At 50.3% G+C, this 15,953-nt stretch carries 18 protein-coding genes, 2 tRNA genes and 1 other RNA gene; 16 read left to right on the forward strand and 5 right to left on the reverse strand.

The annotated features are described in order from the left end of the window. Positions 1-84: 84 nt before the first annotated feature. Complete coding sequence (locus tag JRI46_02755) at positions 85-306, reverse strand: hypothetical protein (protein ID MBW2038504.1); 222 nt, start codon at positions 304-306, stop codon at positions 85-87. Between the two features lie 224 nt (positions 307-530). On the opposite strand from JRI46_02755, the gene tadA reads away from it, so the two are divergent. The 15 genes from tadA to JRI46_02830 all read left to right on the forward strand — a co-directional run bounded on the left by tadA (position 531) and on the right by JRI46_02830 (position 11,212). Then, a complete protein-coding gene (gene tadA / locus JRI46_02760; protein MBW2038505.1) occupies positions 531-1,007 on the forward strand; it encodes a tRNA adenosine(34) deaminase TadA in 477 nt (158 codons plus the stop codon). Between the two features lie 2 nt (positions 1,008-1,009). Continuing rightward, positions 1,010-1,102: transfer RNA gene (locus JRI46_02765), tRNA-Ser, on the forward strand. An 86-nt stretch (positions 1,103-1,188) separates the two neighbouring features. Then, positions 1,189-1,545, forward strand: a complete 357-nt coding sequence (locus tag JRI46_02770) for a four helix bundle protein (GenBank protein ID MBW2038506.1) — start codon at positions 1,189-1,191, stop codon at positions 1,543-1,545. A gap of 53 nt (positions 1,546-1,598) precedes the next feature. After that, positions 1,599-1,691: transfer RNA gene (locus JRI46_02775), tRNA-Ser, on the forward strand. A 146-nt stretch (positions 1,692-1,837) separates the two neighbouring features. Continuing rightward, positions 1,838-1,934: signal recognition particle sRNA small type (gene ffs, locus JRI46_02780), an RNA gene on the forward strand. Positions 1,935-2,239: 305 nt separating this feature from the next. Continuing rightward, positions 2,240-3,916 (forward strand): DNA polymerase III subunit gamma/tau, encoded by a 1,677-nt coding sequence (gene dnaX / locus JRI46_02785; protein ID MBW2038507.1) that lies wholly within the window; start codon positions 2,240-2,242, stop codon positions 3,914-3,916. Between the two features lie 18 nt (positions 3,917-3,934). Beyond that, positions 3,935-4,249: a YbaB/EbfC family nucleoid-associated protein gene (locus JRI46_02790; GenBank protein ID MBW2038508.1), complete on the forward strand. Its 315-nt coding sequence runs from the start codon at positions 3,935-3,937 to the stop codon at positions 4,247-4,249. A 1-nt stretch (position 4,250) separates the two neighbouring features. Then, entirely contained in the window at positions 4,251-4,850 is a 600-nt protein-coding gene (gene recR, locus JRI46_02795; protein MBW2038509.1) for a recombination protein RecR, read from the forward strand. 260 nt (positions 4,851-5,110) lie between these two features. Further along, the gene (locus tag JRI46_02800) at positions 5,111-5,659 is read left to right on the forward strand and encodes a pyruvate ferredoxin oxidoreductase subunit gamma (protein ID MBW2038510.1); all 549 of its coding nucleotides are present in this window, start codon (positions 5,111-5,113) and stop codon (positions 5,657-5,659) included. An 11-nt stretch (positions 5,660-5,670) separates the two neighbouring features. Beyond that, positions 5,671-5,964 carry a 4Fe-4S binding protein gene (locus JRI46_02805; GenBank protein MBW2038511.1) on the forward strand — a complete coding sequence of 98 codons (294 nt, stop codon included), beginning with the start codon at positions 5,671-5,673 and terminating at the stop codon, positions 5,962-5,964. Continuing rightward, positions 5,965-7,128 carry a pyruvate ferredoxin oxidoreductase gene (porA, locus tag JRI46_02810; GenBank protein ID MBW2038512.1) on the forward strand — a complete coding sequence of 388 codons (1,164 nt, stop codon included), beginning with the start codon at positions 5,965-5,967 and terminating at the stop codon, positions 7,126-7,128. Then, positions 7,128-8,075, forward strand: a complete 948-nt coding sequence (locus JRI46_02815; GenBank protein MBW2038513.1) for a pyruvate synthase subunit beta — start codon at positions 7,128-7,130, stop codon at positions 8,073-8,075. The genes porA and JRI46_02815 overlap by 1 nt, the downstream gene beginning before the upstream one ends. Positions 8,076-8,079: 4 nt before the next feature. Further along, positions 8,080-8,532 (forward strand): NAD(P)H-dependent oxidoreductase subunit E, encoded by a 453-nt coding sequence (locus JRI46_02820; GenBank protein MBW2038514.1) that lies wholly within the window; start codon positions 8,080-8,082, stop codon positions 8,530-8,532. A 32-nt stretch (positions 8,533-8,564) separates the two neighbouring features. Beyond that, on the forward strand, positions 8,565-10,475 hold the full coding sequence (locus JRI46_02825; GenBank protein ID MBW2038515.1) for a 4Fe-4S binding protein: 1,911 nt from the start codon (positions 8,565-8,567) through the stop codon (positions 10,473-10,475). 14 nt (positions 10,476-10,489) lie between these two features. Beyond that, a complete protein-coding gene (locus JRI46_02830; protein MBW2038516.1) occupies positions 10,490-11,212 on the forward strand; it encodes a (2Fe-2S)-binding protein in 723 nt (240 codons plus the stop codon). A gap of 11 nt (positions 11,213-11,223) precedes the next feature. Here the strand turns inward: JRI46_02830 and JRI46_02835 are convergent, their stop codons facing one another. Next, a complete protein-coding gene (locus tag JRI46_02835; GenBank protein ID MBW2038517.1) occupies positions 11,224-11,976 on the reverse strand; it encodes an MBL fold metallo-hydrolase in 753 nt (250 codons plus the stop codon). A 3-nt stretch (positions 11,977-11,979) separates the two neighbouring features. Beyond that, complete coding sequence (locus tag JRI46_02840) at positions 11,980-13,455, reverse strand: sodium:solute symporter family protein (GenBank protein MBW2038518.1); 1,476 nt, start codon at positions 13,453-13,455, stop codon at positions 11,980-11,982. 357 nt (positions 13,456-13,812) lie between these two features. Here JRI46_02840 and JRI46_02845 point away from each other — a divergent pair, with 357 nt between their 5' ends. Continuing rightward, the gene (locus JRI46_02845; GenBank protein MBW2038519.1) at positions 13,813-14,256 is read left to right on the forward strand and encodes an Hsp20/alpha crystallin family protein; all 444 of its coding nucleotides are present in this window, start codon (positions 13,813-13,815) and stop codon (positions 14,254-14,256) included. A gap of 31 nt (positions 14,257-14,287) precedes the next feature. Here JRI46_02845 and fsa read toward each other — a convergent pair whose 3' ends face one another. Further along, positions 14,288-14,935: a fructose-6-phosphate aldolase gene (gene fsa / locus JRI46_02850; protein MBW2038520.1), complete on the reverse strand. Its 648-nt coding sequence runs from the start codon at positions 14,933-14,935 to the stop codon at positions 14,288-14,290. A gap of 102 nt (positions 14,936-15,037) precedes the next feature. Further along, a partial coding sequence (locus tag JRI46_02855; protein ID MBW2038521.1) for an AsmA-like C-terminal region-containing protein occupies positions 15,038-15,953 on the reverse strand: 916 nt, incomplete at its 5' end.

Here is a 15,953-nt window from a genome sequence, read left to right on the forward strand (position 1 = left end):
GGGATGAAATGGCATCCTTACAAAGCAGGGTTTTTAGGGGACGGCGATTAGCGGAAGAAGCAACCGAGCTTGCTCGGTGGTAGTTCACTTATTTTTGAGTGCAATAAAGATGGCCAAGGCGATTGCTATAATACCAACTGAATATGATAAAGCTGTAATAGGATTGCCAGACCAAAGACTACATATAATTTTTTTCCACCATGCCTTACCCCAAAGGGAATCGGGACATCCTAATTTGTCTCCCCAAAAATTTATAGCTAAGGCAACCGCTGCTAATGCAAGAACGATCCTTTGATAAATATTCATACCGTCACTTCCTTTCCCCCCAAAATAGGGAGGCCGGGTCACCAGGTGGATGGTAGAAGAGAGGTTTAACGCATCTCCTCAATCTCGGATCGCCGGCCAAGCTGTTGATAAAAAAGCCCCTCTTCAATTTCCCAATTTAACCATAGCACGGCAAGGGGGAAATGTCATCGTCTGATATCCCTTGACCCCTCATTGCTTTTCTGCTAGCATTTTTTATCGGAAGTATCGAAAACAAGGTGAAAAAAGGCTCATTGAAAGATAAAGAGATGATGGAGATGGCCATAGAGGAGGCCCTCAAGGCCTCGCAAGAGGGAGAGGTCCCTGTGGGTGCGGTCTTGGTCAGGGAAGGCGAGGTCTTGGCCAAGGAGCACAACCGTTCCCTTTCCCTCAACGATCCCACTGCCCACGCCGAGATCTTGGTCCTACGCGAGGGGGCCTCAAGGGTAGGAAATTACCGCCTGAATGGATGTGAGCTCTATGTTACCATTGAGCCCTGTCCTATGTGTGCCGGGGCCATTTTACATAGCCGGCTGGCCCGCCTCATCTTCGGGGCGAGGGACGAAAAGGCAGGAGCGGTAGAATCCCTCTATCGCCTGCTGAACGATCCGAGGCTGAACCATCGGGTCCAAGTGACCGAGGGTGTGCTGGCCGAGCGTTGTAAGGAGATAGTACAGGCATTTTTCCAACTTCGGAGGGAATAGCAGGAGAGGTACCGAAGTGGTCATAACGGGGCCGACTCGAAATCGGCTGTTCCGGGAAACCGGGACCGTGGGTTCGAATCCCACCCTCTCCGCCAAGAAATTTAGCAAAGCTAAATTTCACTCTTGGCTTATAGCAATGAGCTTTTAGCTGGAGGATTTCATTGCCGCCCTGCTGTAAATTATGAAATTTAGATTCAAGAATTTTAGGGCTTACCAGGAAGCTAAGGATTATTGCAAGTTTTGCCGGGACGTCATTGAAAGATATGTTGAGAAAAAGGGCAAGGGGCTTACAAACCAATTGGAAAGGGCTTTAAATTCCATTGTGCTTAATATTGCCGAGGGATCGGCTGACAATTCCGACGCTGAGTTTGCCCGGTTTTTGAGCATCTCGATTAGATCGGCCTACGAATCGGTGGCCGGATTTGATCTTGCAACGCTCTACAGGTATATTGATGAAGATTTAAACCAAGAGATTGAGGATAAGGCACATAATCTTGTAAAGCAACTTTCTTTATTTCGCAACAAACTGAAAAAATGATGTTACGTGCCAAGAGCTATAAGCCAATTATATTCCCGCATAAGCGGAATCCCGGAGAGATGCCCGAGCTGGCCGAAGGGGCACGACTGGAAATCGTGTGTACCGGGAAACCGGTACCGAGGGTTCGAATCCCTCTCTCTCCGCCAGAAAATTGAGCAAGGCTCAATTTTACTCGTAGCTTATAACGATGAGCTTTTGGCTGGTGGTTTTTGTTACCAGTATGTTGTAACCTAAGAATATCGGCGAGAGTGCCTTATGCAGGACTCTGCGTCTATCAATAGCCAGTATTGATAGCTGGGTCCTGCGCATTGGAGGGTTGCAAACCCCGTCAGGTCCGGGAGGAAGCAGCGGTAGTAACCTTATCTGGTGTCGCAGTAAACCTAGCTATCAATAGTGGCTGTTGGGTGGCAGGGAGCTACCCTGCCACCCCTTTCCTATTAAGTATGGATTTTCAATCTATGTGGATCTTCCCCAATTTAGTTGGTGGAGTTGAGAGGATTAAAGGGGTCAAAATGAAGGGTTTTAGGATTCCAGGATTCTAGGGCTTGCGGCGAGCTCAGCCGAGCGGTTCTAGTGTATTTCACTCGACCACTGGACCCCTTGGCCCCTGGAACCCTGGATCTATTGGCCCCTGGAACCCTATGAGATGAATCCCTGGGCACTTTTTAACGGCTTTTTTGGAGATTAACCACTTATGCCTTACCTTGTCCTGGCAAGAAAATGGCGACCGCAGATATTTGAAGAACTGGTGGGTCAGGACCATGTAACCAAGACCCTCCAAAACGCCATCTCTACCAGCAGATTGGCCCATGCCTTCCTATTTACCGGGCCCAGGGGGGTGGGGAAGACCTCGGCGGCCAGGATATTGGCCAAGGCGGTGAATTGCCAACAGGGTCCCACTCCAAGGCCATGTAACCAATGTGAGAACTGTAAAGAGATAGCTAACACCAACTCTATCGATGTGTTGGAGATCGACGGGGCATCCAATACTGGGGTGGACAATGTGCGAGAACTTCGGGAGAACGTCAAGTACCTACCGGGCAAAAGCAAGTACAAGATCTACATCATCGATGAGGTCCATATGCTCTCCACCAGCGCCTTCAATGCCCTGTTGAAGACCTTAGAGGAGCCACCTCCCCATGTCCTGTTCATCTTTGCCACCACGGAACCCCATAAGATCCCCCTTACCATACTCTCCCGTTGTCAGAGGTTTGACTTCAAGAGAGTCCCCTTAGCCCTGATCTTTGAAAAGCTGAAAGAGATTGCGATTGCCGAAGGAGTGAGGATAAGCGATGATACCTTGATGCTCATCGCCCGTGAGGCAGAGGGGAGCATGAGGGATGCCCAGAGCCTCCTCGATCAGGCCATCTCCTATGGGGGAGAGGAGGTAAAGGGAGAGGATGTCTTAGACCTGCTGGGAATAACAGATCGAAAGATACTTTTTGACATCTCCGCTGCCATCATCCAAGGAGATGCAAAAACGTGCCTGTATCTTGTAGATGAACTTTATAAAATCGGTTATGATCTTGGGCAGTTTTGCAAAGATCTCCTGAACCATTTTCGAAACCTCCTGGTGGTGAAGATAGAAGGGGGAGAAAGCCCCATCTTAAATGTACCTGATCATGAGGCCAATGACCTTTTGGATCAGGCAGCGGGGGTGGGTTTTGAGGATCTGTACAGGTGGTTTCAGATCCTTTTGAAGGGAGAAGAGTTGATGGCCCGCAGCCCCTTCCCCAAGGTCGTCTTGGAAATGACTTTGGTGGAGATGGCGCGCCTCAGGTCTTTGCTCCCTGCAGAAGAGATCTTATCAAGGGTGGAGAGGTTAGAGGGCGCCCTCTCCCAAGGGATAGAGGGGGCAGAAGGGCCTCCCCTTGGACCAGTGGAGCAAAGGGAAGGTGGGCGAGTAAAGCAGGAGAATCTGCAAGACACCCCCACTGTGCAGCAAATGGGAAGGGAATTAGGGCAGGAAGACCTGGGGCAATGGGAGGACTTTCTTAAATTTTTGCGGGGTGAGAATCCCATCCTTGCCTCCTTTTTAAATCAGGGACGTCCTGTGCGCCTGGATGATTCTTCCATGGAGATAGGGTTCGCCAGGGGCTCCTTCGCCCTTGACAGGGTCTCCGAACCCGGTACTTTGAAGTCATTGGAGGAAGTATCCCAGCGCTATTTCAAAAAAGAGGTGAAGGTAAAGATTACATCCATAGACCCTACTGGCAAGGCAAATGGAGATCCAAATACTTTGGCTCAAGATGAAGAGACCGATTTGACGAGGCACCTGAAAAAGGAGGCCCTGGCGAACCCCGTTGTAAAGGAGGTTGTTGAGATCTTTAAGGGGCGGATAGTTGGGGTTAAGGTAAAAGAGGGGTCTTGATCATGAGGAGGTGGTGAGATGAGCAAGGGGTTGGGGGATTTGATGAAACAGGCCCAAAAGCTGCAGGCTAAGATGATGGAGGTCCAGGAAGAACTGGCGACAAAGACGGTGGAGACCACAGCAGGGGGGGGCATGGTCACGGTGGTGGTCAATGGTAAGCAGCAGATATTGTCCATTAAGATAGATCCGGAGGTGGTAGATCGCCAGGAGATAGAGATGCTTCAGGACCTGATCGTCGCCGCGATGAATGAAGGGATAAGGAGGTCGCAGGAGATGTTGGCCGAGGAGATGAAGAAGATAACGGGTGGCCTGGCCATCCCAGGTTTGATCTAATATGTCCACTTATGCCCCAGCAGTAGAAGCTCTGATAACTGAGCTTTCCAAGCTCCCGGGTATCGGTAAGAAGACCGCTACAAGGCTCGCCTTTCATATACTCCGTTCATCTAAGGAAGACGCCCAGGCCTTAGCGGGGAGTATCCTGCGGGTGAAGGAGAGGATAGGGCTCTGCCGGATCTGTTTTAATATCGCTGAAGGAGAGGTGTGCAGTATTTGCAGCAACCACCAGAGGGATCATTCTCTCTTGTGTGTGGTAGAGGAACCGAATGACCTCATGGCCATAGAGGCAGCAGGGATATTTCGAGGGGTCTACCATGTGCTGCACGGGGTCATATCCCCTTTGGATGGGGTGGGACCGCGGGAGTTGAAGATAGAGGAACTCTTGCAGAGATTGAAACAAGGCGGGGTCGCAGAGGTCATCTTGGCTACTAACCCTACAGTAGAGGGTGATGCCACCTCCCTTTACCTCGCCAAGGTCATCAAGCCCTTTGGAATAAAGGTAACCCGCATTGCTCAGGGGATACCGGCAGGGGGGGACATCGAGTATGTGGATGGAAAGACCATGAGCAAATCCCTGGATGGAAGGAGGGAGATGTAAAGACCTTTACAAGTTATCTTATTCAGGGCAATGAGCAAAAAAGTTGCGGAAATATCAGAGAACAACAAATCTGAAAGGCTTTTCACTAATATGATTACGTTTTAACAAAGGTAGGTGAAAACAAAAAATTTTTTTATTGACTTTTTGGTGAATCAACGTTAACGTTAACATTAAATAGGCTTTCAAAGATTGGAGGCAGAGTTCGCATAAATTTTTGGCAATAGTTGCCCATCTAACAGTTGAGAGAGAATGGGGAAAGAATGATTGAGATAAGGCTTCATGGCAGGGGAGGGCAGGGGGCGGTCACCTCGGCGGAATTGTTGGCCTTGGCCGCCATCAAAGAGGGGAAATATGCCCAGGCCTTTCCGAGCTTTGGCCCGGAGAGGAGAGGGGCACCGGTGGTGGCCTTTTGTCGGATAAGTGATGAGAAAATTAAGGTTAGGTCCGTTATCTACCAACCCGATATCGTCTTGGTATTGGACCCTAGTATTCTGCGCTTGGTTGATGTTGCCAATGGTCTGAAAGCAGAAGGGATTTTGGTAACCAATACCCGGTTTTCTCCCGAAGAGATCAAGAAGGAGTTGGGAATACAGACGAGGTTGGCGACAGTGGATGCCACAAGGATTGCCAGGGAGGAGCTGGGGCTGCCCATCACCAATACTACCATGCTGGGGGCCTTGCTCAGGGCGGCGGAGGTGGCGGACAAGGGATCGATGATCGAGCCCTTACAAGAGAGATTTGGAAGGTTGGCCGAGAAAAACATCAAGGCCCTTGAGAGGGCCTACAATGAAACCAAGATATTGGAATAAGGGGGACAGAAGTGGCTAAGCCAGAGGACGAAATCACCTGGAGGGACCTCAATGTAGGTTACGTAGTTGATGAACCAGGAAATGCCAGTATCTACCGCACCGGAGATTGGAGGTCGCAGCGGCCTGTGTACGATAAGGAACGATGCATTAAATGTGGCACCTGTTACATCTACTGTCCGGATATGGCCATCAAGATTTTAAAAGATGGGTATATTGAGCACGACCTCTATTACTGCAAAGGGTGCGGGATATGCGCTGAAGAGTGTCCTACAGGGGCCATCACCATGGTAGAGGAGGAAGAGTAAATGGCAACCAGGATAGGAATGGAGGTCTCCATTGCTGCGGCAGAGGCGGTGAAGCAGGCGAATGTAGATATCATTGCCGCATATCCTATAACCCCTCAGACCCACATTGTGGAACACCTCTCCGAGTTGGTGAACAATGGTGAGCTGGATGCTGAGTTTGTCCCTGTGGAGTCCGAGCACTCGGCCATGAGTGTATGCTCAGGCAGTTCAGCCGTCGGGGCCAGGACCTTTACCTGCACCAGCTCCCAAGGGTTGGCCTTGATGAGTGAGATCGTCTATGCTGTTTCGTCTCTCAGGCTACCCATGTTGATGATTCTGGCCAATAGATCCCTTAACAGCCCCTTGAGTATATGGAACGATCACTCCGACGTGATGTCCATCAGGGATTGTGGATGGATCCAGCTTTTTGTGGACAACGGACAAGAGGTCTATGACCACGTCTTTATCGGATTTCGGGTGGCCGAGGATAGAAATGTCCTGACCCCCTTTATCATAAACCTAGATGGCTTTGTCCTCACGCATGTTATTGAGCCCATTGAGATGCTGGATCAAAAGGTAGTGGATCGTTACCTACCCCCATATCAGCCCCTTTACCGCTTGCACCCAGATCATCCTGTGAGCATGGGTTGTTTCGGTCCTCCTGTCCTCTTCACCGAGGCTAAAAAGGCTCAGGATGAGGCCATGAACAAGACCATGCCGTACATTATCCAGGGATGGCAAGAGTTTGGAGATTTGACCGGGAGATACTATCACCCCGTAGAAACACACGAAACAGAGGAGGCCAAGATCATCGTTGTTACACAGGGGAGTCTGGGTGAGACGGCTTCTATTGCCATCGATACGATGAGAGAAGAGGATGAGCCTGTGGGGCTGGTGAAAATAAGACTATGGCGCCCGTTTCCCTTTGAGGAGTTCGAAGAAGCTGTCAAGGGGGCAGAACTGCTGGTGGTAATGGACCGGGCCATATCCTATGGAGGACCAGGAGGTCCCTTGGCTGGGGAGATTAGGTCTGCCCTCTACCATCAAGAGAGACACCCACGGGTAGTGAACTTTATCATCGGGTTAGGAGGCCGTGATGTAGCCCCTGATGACTTTGCGCAGATGGTCCAGCAGGCCAAGGCAAGGCCCGGTGAGTGGTATGAGATATACGGAGTGAGGGAATAATGGACACGTATTTAGACAGGTTAGGGGTCTATGCTGCGAGGCTGGTGCCACAAAAGGAATACCTTGTCCCCGGACATAGGGCGTGTCAGGGGTGTGCTGAGGTCTTGGCGTTGCGTCTGGTGGCCAAGGTCCTGGGGAGAAATAACATCATCGCCAGCGCCACAGGGTGCATGGAGATCGTTTCGTCACCTCTTCCCCTGACCTCATGGGACGTTCCCTGGATCCACGTTGCCTTTGAGAACACGGCGGCTGTGGCATCGGGGATCGAGGCTGGTTTGAAGGCGTTGATGCGCAAAGGAAGGCTTCCAAAACAGAAGATCACTGTTATGGGGATGGCTGGCGATGGAGGGACCAGCGACATCGGGGTTCAGGCACTCTCGGGAGCCATGGAACGGGGCCATAACTTCGTCTATGTATGCTTTGATAATGAAGCGTACATGAATACTGGCATTCAACGCTCGTCTGCCACCCCTTTCGGTGCCTCCACCACTACCTCTCCCGCCGGCAAGGTGGTTCCTGGACAGACTACCTGGAAGAAGAATATGCCTGAGATCTGCGCGGCCCATAACATACCCTATGTGGCCACAGCGTGTCCCAGTTATCCTTTTGATTTGATGGAAAAGGTGAAAAAGGCGGCCGATATCGAGGGGCCTGCCTACATCCATATCCTCTCGGTCTGCCCCACAGGGTGGCGTCTGGCCCCGGAGTTGGCAATCCATGCAGGGCGTCTGGCCGTTGAGACGGGGGTGTTCCCGCTATATGAGGTAGAAAGGGGAAAGTATAAATTGAGCGTAGACCTCCCAGAACTCAGGCCGGTAGAAGAGTATCTCAAGATCCAGGGGAGGTTCAGGCACCTGACCCCCGAGCTGATCGATAAGATCCAGCAAAGGGTTCAAGAGGAATATACCAAATTGAAAAAGAAAGTACAGATGACGAACGAGGGCTAAGGGAATGAAGAAGGCTCAATTAGAGAAGATCTTAAAGAGATACGACTATCTGGATTCAAACCTGTTGGCCATCCTGCAAGATGTCCAGGTCGAGGAGAACTATCTCTCCCGGGAGGCGTTAGAGGGGGTGGCCGAAAGGTTGGTTATCCCCCTAGCCAGGGTTTACAAATTGGCCACCTTTTATCGGGCCTTCAGTTTGACCCCTAGGGGACGTCATCTAATAAATGTATGCCTGGGTACGGCCTGCCATGTGAGAGGGGCGACAAAGGTCTTGGAGAGGCTGGAGAGGGATCTGGGGGTAGAGGCGGGGGGGACCACGAAGGATCTCGGGTTTACCCTCGATACCGTCCGCTGCATAGGTTGTTGTAGTTTAGGGCCGGTGGTGGTCATCGATGGAGAGATCTTTGGCAAATTGAACCAGGGGAAGGCAGCCAAACTCCTTAAGGAGTATAACTAGAGAAATGGGGGATGATGGGGAAAGGTGATAGTATGAAGGTTAGAGGTCCAGAAGATCTGAGGAGGTTGAGAGAAGAGGGGCTTAAGAGGATCTATCCAGACCAGGCCAAGGTAACGGTGGAGATGGCCACCTGTGGGATCTCGGCCGGAGCCAACCGTGTCTATGAGGCTATAAAGGAAGGGATCGAAAAGGAGAAATTGAGTATCATCCTTGCCAAGGCCGGGTGTCTTGGGTTTTGTCAGAGAGAGCCCTTGGTGGATGTATGGAGACCAGGGTTTCCGAGGATCATCTATAAAGAGATGACTCCCGAAAAAGGGGTTGAACTTATCAGTGAGATAGTCAACGGAGGATTAAAGAAAGAATGGGCCTTTTGCCGCATGGAGGAGGATGAGCTTCTGCTCGAAGATGAGGTCAGAAGGTATCAGCTCAAGGGAGGGATTGAGGATCGAGAGGCCATTCCCCTTTATCAAGAAGTGGGTTTTTATAAGAAACAGTTAAAGATCGCCCTCAGAAACTGCGGTTACATCGATCCAGATAGCATTGAAGAGTATATAGCCAGGGGCGGTTATTTTATCCTTTATAAAGTCCTCCACGAGATGAGGCCGGAAGAGGTTATTGAGGAGGTCAAGAGATCCGGGCTGAGGGGGAGGGGAGGTGCAGGGTTCCCCACAGGAAGGAAATGGGAGTCCTGTAGGGGAGCGAAAGGGGACAAAAGATATGTCGTCTGCAACGCCGATGAGGGAGATCCAGGCGCCTACATGGATCGCAGCGTGCTGGAAGGGGATCCCCACAGCGTTCTGGAGGGGATGATTATCGGGGCCTACGCCATCGGGGCCCATGAAGGCTATGTCTATGTCAGGAATGAATATCCCCTTGCCGTGAAAAACATCGGGATAGCCATCAAGCAGGCAGAGGAGATGGGATTATTGGGGGAGGACATCCTCGGGTCAGGTTTTGATTTTACCATCAAGATTAACAGAGGCGGTGGGGCCTTTGTGGCAGGGGAGTCAACGGCCCTCATGGCGTCCATCGAGGGTTATGTGGCGGAGCCGAGGGCCAAACACATCCATACAGTGGAAAGTGGTCTTTGGGATAGACCGACGGATCTAAACAACGTGGAGACCTGGGCCAATGTCCCGGTGATCATAGAGAGGGGGGCTGATTGGTACAACAAAATCGGCACGGAGGGGAGCAAGGGGACAAAGGTCTTTTCCATGGTGGGGAAGGTGAACAACACTGGTCTGGTGGAGGTCCCTATGGGGATCACCCTGCGGGAGATCATCTTTGATATCGGCGGGGGTATCCCCGGGGGTAAGAAGTTCAAGGCAGTACAGACCGGAGGGCCTTCAGGGGGCTGTATTCCCGGGGAATTGCTCGATCTTCCTGTGGATTTCGACGAGTTGACCAAGGTCGGTTCCATGATGGGCTCCGGTGGAATGATCGTTATGGATGAGTCCACCTGCATGGTGGATGTGGCCAGATACTTCACGAATTTTCTCAAGGACGAATCGTGCGGGAAATGCACCTCCTGTCGGGACGGGACGTTGAGGATGTATGAGATCCTGGATGATATTACCAAAGGAAAAGGGAAAGAGGGGGATATAGAGCTCTTGGAGGAGCTTGGCTGGGTGACAGCAGAGGCATCCCTCTGCGCACTGGGGGGGACGGCCCCTAACCCGGTTCTGTCCACCATCCGCTATTTTAGAGATGAGTACGAGGCCCATATCAGGGATAAAAGGTGTCCTGCAGGGGTCTGCAGGGACCTGATCACCTATACCATAGATACTGAGGCCTGCAACGGATGTGGGAAATGCAGAAGGGCGTGTCCTGTGGAGGCAATCTCTGGCGAAAAAAAAGAACCCCATGAGATTGATCAAGATATATGTATTAAGTGCGGCACATGTATGGAGGTGTGCCCTGTTGATGCGGTGAGGGTGGAATAATGGCTGATAATGAGATGGTCAGGTTTACTATCGATGGGCAGGAGGTTGAGGCTGAAAAGGGGACGATGTTGCTCCCCGTGGCCCTTGATTACGGTTTTGAGATCCCCCACCTCTGCTATCACGAGGCCCTCTCACCTTATGGTGCATGCCGCCTCTGTTTGGTAGAGGTGACCACGGATGGCCGGACCAGGTTGACGACCTCCTGTAACTATCCGGTTGATGAGGGTATAGAGGTTGCTACCAACACCGAAAAGGTCCAACGAGCGCGCCGAATGATCCTGGAGTTGTTACTGGCCCGTGCCCCTAATTCCGAAAGGATCCAAAAGATGGCTCAGGAGGCGGGGGTTCAGGAGACCAGGTTTAGTTTGATGGATGTTGGCGACTGTATCCTCTGCGGCCTTTGTGAGAGGGTATGCAGAGAGGTAGTAGGGGCCAACGCCATCACCTTCATCAACAGAGGAGACAGAAGAGAGGTAGCCCCCCCATTTTGGGATCCCCTGGCCTGCATCGCCTGCGGGGCCTGTGTATACGTCTGTCCTACGGACTGTATCAAGATGGAAGAGAGGGGAGATGAAAGGACCATCCTCCGGTGGAAGAGGACCTTAAAGATGCAACCGTGTAAATCCTGTGGGAAGCCCTTTGCTCCTCTGTTTCAATTGAACTGGATCATCGACAAGGCCAATCTACCCCAGGACTTTTACGAACTCTGTCCAGTCTGTAGGAAGGCAAAAAAGTGACATAAGAGTATTTAAACTCCAAAACCTATCTTAAATTTAGTCCATTCTTCGTTATAAGGGCAACATCTCGCCATAAACTCAAATTCCGATCCACAGAGATAGAAAATTTTCCCATCTTTAGAGTAAAAAGGTCTATCATGTCCTGGGATAATTATATCTGCTACTTCTTTTATCTTTTCTATAGTGTTTTTTGAAACTTCTCTGTCTTCGGATATATCAACGGTGCCGGAGACAAATTCATACGCATTTTTTATTGCGTCCCCTGCGAGTATGACGCTTAATTCTCCATATTCAAGCAAACAGGAGATGCTGCCAGGGGTGTGTCCGGGTGTCTCTAGCAAGGTGATCTTCTCGTCTAGTTTGGTATCACCTTCAATAGGCGTTAATCTTTTTTGTATAGAATGCAAATAATCCCCCATAAACTCTGGAACAAACAGATCTCCACTGTTTCGAGATGCATATTCCAGTGCCGTTTTACTTAAGATGATATTCGCCCTTTTAAAAAGGGGCAGATTTATGGAATGGTCAAAATGTAGATGACTTAAAATTACGATGTCGATATCTTCTAACTCTATCCCCTCTACCTGGAGTCTTCTTATAAGCTCCTCTCTATCCCCCCAATTTCCGGTGTCAAAGAGAATTTTTTTGTCACGATTGACAAGAATAACGCTTGACCAACCGAGATACCCCCTCTCTGCCCTCCCTGGAAAACCATGAAACAGGATTTTTATATCTCCAGGGAGTGCTATGCTTTTTTTAGGCATGAATTACTTGGTTTTCCCCCCATGTATTGCTGAAGTCAAGTAGCCATGGAATTTCTTTTGTTCTTCATAAGATACGGGCTTTGTTGCATACGTCAAAATCAGGAATGCAATTAGACCTGCAAGCATCCCCCAGAGTGTATTATGGACACCGAACGGGAACTTCCAAATTGCAAAGGTGACAAATGCAACTACGCCCGCGACAATTAAGCTCCATAGGGCGGCTGTTTTGCCCACCCTTGGCCAGAACAACACCCCTATCAATGGAAATATGTAAGCCGCGATACAGATACCAGCACCCGCTGTTCCCAGCACCACGATGAAGCCCGGTTTTGTTAAGACAAAGAAAAACATAAATACGGTGACCACTAACACAAATATTTTCCCAACCAGTGTCTCTCTTTTTGGATCAGCCTTTGGATCGATGTATTTTACCCATATATCTCGCGTTAATAGTGAGCTTGCCGATATAAGTTGCGAGTCAAGGGTCGACATACCGGCGGCAAAGGCTGCAGAGATTATCACCGCTCCCACATAGGGTGCGTATTTAGCAAGGAGGGCAGGAATGATGGCGTCCGTTGCCGCTCCCTTTAAGCCAGGCAGCAGAACCAATGCACTGATGCCGATCAACATAACCGTTACCGTCTGGAACCATGGGCTGAGGATGGCGATGCTTACAGCCGATTGGGTAATAGCCTTACCAGATTTAGCCATGAAGGCCCTTTGTATCATGTGGGGGAGCAGCGGTGCGAATCCCCAGGTCATGATGAAGCCGAACCACAAAGCCCATTTAAACCTCCCAGGGTCGAAGATCTCCGGATGCCTTTCGGCAATAATTCTAAAAGGATTTCCCCCTGTTAATTTAATAGCCCATATCGACAGGATTAATAAGACTACCAGGAAGAATAGGCCTTGTAAGACATCGGTCCATGCCACTGCCCTTAATCCGCCGAAAAAGGTATACAAGGCGATGACTATTACCATGATTAACGCCCCAGCCCAAAAAGGGATGGCCCCGCCGGTGGCTGCCTCAAATGCCAGCCCACCGCCGAGGAGTTGAATGCTCATATAGGGGATGAGGGCGATTATACCGATAACTGAGGCGATTACCCTCATTGTCTCACTCTTGTAATAATCGGCAAACATGTCAGATGGTGTTATATAGCCAAATTTTTTACCCAACAGCCAGATTCTAACGCCGAACACCCAGATCATTAAGGGCCACAATAGGTTCCATGTAATCATACAGGCCATAAATGAAGTCCCCAGCCGGTAGTTAGCACCCACTGCACCGAGAAAGGTCCACATACTAGCGTATGTAGCGATCAACGTTAAGGAGAGGACAAAGGCCCCTAAAGTCCTGCCGGCAAGGAAATAGTCTTCAGGGGTTAGCTGGGTTTTCTTCCAGCCAATATAACCGATTATTGCGATTATGATGACATAGACAATAAATACAAGGATTACTGCTCCTGTAACAGTCATTTTAACCTCCTTTCTTCTTTTTAAATGTTTTATCCAATTCTTTTAATAAAATCCTTCCACAGGAAATATATCCCTACGATTGCGATTGTAGATATTAGGGAGAGCAACAAAACGAAGAAGAGCGAGAATGGCAATCCGAGGACAAAGGGATCCACTGATTTGGCAATGATCCTGAAATTCTGAAGATTCATGAGGATAACGAAGACGATGATCCAGATGAAAACCACTTTACTTCCCGTACTTGTCAATAGTTTTTCATGAAGTAGCCTGGAAGGAGGAAACTTTTTTCTTGAAAGGTGGAAAGGGATGATTATGTTTCCAGTAAGGAAGATGAATTAAGGAAAGGAGGTGCAGGTGATGGCCGTAACAAGATGGGAGCCTTTAAAGGACCTTATGGCCCTACAGGAAAGGATGAACAGGCTCTTTGAGGAGACCTTCTCCAGGGGGCCTAAGGAGGCAGAGGTGGGTGTTTGGTCGCCTGCCGTGGATATCCTGGAGAAAGGTGAGGAGATTATCCTCAAGATGGAGGTCCCTGAGGTAGATCAGAGGGATATAGATATCAAGATGGAGGGGAATATCCTCACCATAAAGGGCGAGAGGAAGTTAGAGGAGGGGACCAAAAGGGAGGATTACCACAGGCTGGAACGTCCGTACGGGAATTTTAACCGCTCTTTCAGCCTTCCCAACACCGTAGATCAGGGGAAGATAAAGGCAGGCTATAAGGATGGGGTGCTGAGGGTGATTCTCCCCAAAAAAGAGGAGACCAAACCGAAACAGATCGAGGTAGAGGTCGAAGAGTGATGGGTTGGGGGAATACCCCCAACCCAACTTTTTATTTCTTCGGCACCTTGGCCCAATCCTCCAAAAAGCGTTGGATCCCAATATCCGTCAAAGGGTGTTTTGCCAACTGTTTTAAGACCTTGAAGGGGATGGTGGCAATATCGGCCCCCATGAGGGCGGCCTCCACCACATGAAGGGGATGTCTTACGCTGGCCACAATCACCTGGGTGGGGAAATCGTAGTTTTCAAGGATGGTGATGATCTGCTCCGTTAGTTCCATCCCCGGGGTGGATATATCATCCAGCCTCCCCACGAAAGGGCTTAAATAGGTGGCCCCCACCTTGGCGGCGAGCAAGGCCTGTGAGGGGGAAAAGACCAGGGTCACATTGGTGTTAATACCCTCGGCGCTTAGCCTCTTTACAGCCTTAAGACCTTCCTCAATCATGGGGATCTTGACCACCACGTTGTCCCCAATCTTGGCCAGTTCTCTGGCCTCCTTTACCATTCCTTCGGCCTCAAGGCTGGTGGCCTCCAGGCTGACCGGTCCTTCCACCAAGCGGCATATCTCGGTGACCAGGGCGCGGAACTCCATCCCTTCTTTAGAGACCAAGGTGGGGTTGGTGGTAACCCCATCGACCACCCCCATCTCCAGACCCTGTTTGATCTCCTCCAGGTTGGCAGTATCGATAAAGAACTTCACGTGAAACCTCCTCCTTTACAATAGAGATCTTTACTAAGTGGTGTACTTATTGCTCTCTTTTAGGCCGAGGATAAAACGGCTGGGCGAAAAAGACAACCTTTTTCAGCGGAGTTTTTTCCGCAAAAACTCCTCCAGCACCCCCTCGATCCCTCGCTCTATGAACCTCGTGCTGATCCCCACTTCTGGATTCTTCAGATCCCCCCTCAGGGTAAAAGGGATGGTAAGCCGTCCCCCTTCGTCTTTAAAATACCTCCATCCCTTCCCAGAAAGATCTTTGGTCGCTGAGGGGGGTAGGTGGGCCTCCCCTTCCACCTTAAGCTGCAGGTCTAGGTCCATATCCCCCCACATCCTGATCTCCATATCTTTGTGGGAGATGAGGAGGTCCGGGAAGGAGACCTTCCCTCTCTGGACGATAAAGGAGGTGGATAGATCTTCAAAGGTAGTCTTCTCCTTCTCCCACCCCTTACCGCCCAGGGCTCGCACTATCTGGGCGACGATGTTCAACCAGGACAACTCCCCCTCCCTTACTCGAATCTTACCCTTGCCTGTGAGATCCCTCTTTAGGGAGGCGAGAGAACCCCCTTTCCCTTCTAGAGACATACGCCCATAAAGCCTCCCTTTCATCATTCCCTTCCATGAGGTGAGGTCACTCAGGACGGCATTGACGTCTACCCCTGTTATTTGGGTCTTAATTTGGAAGGGGAAAGAGTCTTTTCCCCTATCGATCCCCCCGGAGCCCCCCAACTTTCCCTTGAAGGCTGCCAAAGAGAACTTCTCTATCTTCAATTCACCCCCCTTCATCTCTTCTCCAGCGAGGAATAGATCCTGGAAACCAACTCCCTGAAACCTCCCTTCCTTCACCCTGAACATCCCCTTTACATTGAGCCTGTTGCGCTTTGTGGCCTTTCCCCCCTTTTTAGTTCTTCTCTCCTGGGGAATTTCTTTCTCCCCTTCTTCCTTTTTATTTCGAACTAGAGCGATCTCCATTTGGGAGGAGTTGGCTTCCAGGGAGAGGACG

This window comes from Deltaproteobacteria bacterium (genome assembly GCA_019308925.1).
Lineage (GTDB): Bacteria > Desulfobacterota > B13-G15 > B13-G15 > RBG-16-54-18 > JAFDHG01.

What these genes read in the sequence shown, in the direction of transcription:
- JRI46_02820 (MBW2038514.1), top strand. Translation starts at nt 8,080, where the DNA reads ATGAAGAAGGCTCAATTAGAGAAGATCTTAAAGAGATACGACTATCTG.
- dnaX (MBW2038507.1), top strand. Translation starts at nt 2,240, where the DNA reads ATGCCTTACCTTGTCCTGGCAAGAAAATGGCGACCGCAGATATTTGAA.
- JRI46_02830 (MBW2038516.1), top strand. Translation starts at nt 10,490, where the DNA reads ATGGTCAGGTTTACTATCGATGGGCAGGAGGTTGAGGCTGAAAAGGGG.
- JRI46_02825 (MBW2038515.1), top strand. Translation starts at nt 8,565, where the DNA reads ATGAAGGTTAGAGGTCCAGAAGATCTGAGGAGGTTGAGAGAAGAGGGG.
- porA (MBW2038512.1), top strand. Translation starts at nt 5,965, where the DNA reads ATGGCAACCAGGATAGGAATGGAGGTCTCCATTGCTGCGGCAGAGGCG.
- JRI46_02835 (MBW2038517.1), bottom strand. Translation starts at nt 11,976, where the DNA reads ATGCCTAAAAAAAGCATAGCACTCCCTGGAGATATAAAAATCCTGTTT.
- JRI46_02800 (MBW2038510.1), top strand. Translation starts at nt 5,111, where the DNA reads ATGATTGAGATAAGGCTTCATGGCAGGGGAGGGCAGGGGGCGGTCACC.
- JRI46_02815 (MBW2038513.1), top strand. Translation starts at nt 7,128, where the DNA reads ATGGACACGTATTTAGACAGGTTAGGGGTCTATGCTGCGAGGCTGGTG.
- recR (MBW2038509.1), top strand. Translation starts at nt 4,251, where the DNA reads ATGTCCACTTATGCCCCAGCAGTAGAAGCTCTGATAACTGAGCTTTCC.
- JRI46_02840 (MBW2038518.1), bottom strand. Translation starts at nt 13,455, where the DNA reads ATGACTGTTACAGGAGCAGTAATCCTTGTATTTATTGTCTATGTCATC.
- JRI46_02845 (MBW2038519.1), top strand. Translation starts at nt 13,813, where the DNA reads ATGGCCGTAACAAGATGGGAGCCTTTAAAGGACCTTATGGCCCTACAG.
- JRI46_02770 (MBW2038506.1), top strand. Translation starts at nt 1,189, where the DNA reads ATGAAATTTAGATTCAAGAATTTTAGGGCTTACCAGGAAGCTAAGGAT.
- JRI46_02790 (MBW2038508.1), top strand. Translation starts at nt 3,935, where the DNA reads ATGAGCAAGGGGTTGGGGGATTTGATGAAACAGGCCCAAAAGCTGCAG.
- JRI46_02755 (MBW2038504.1), bottom strand. Translation starts at nt 306, where the DNA reads ATGAATATTTATCAAAGGATCGTTCTTGCATTAGCAGCGGTTGCCTTA.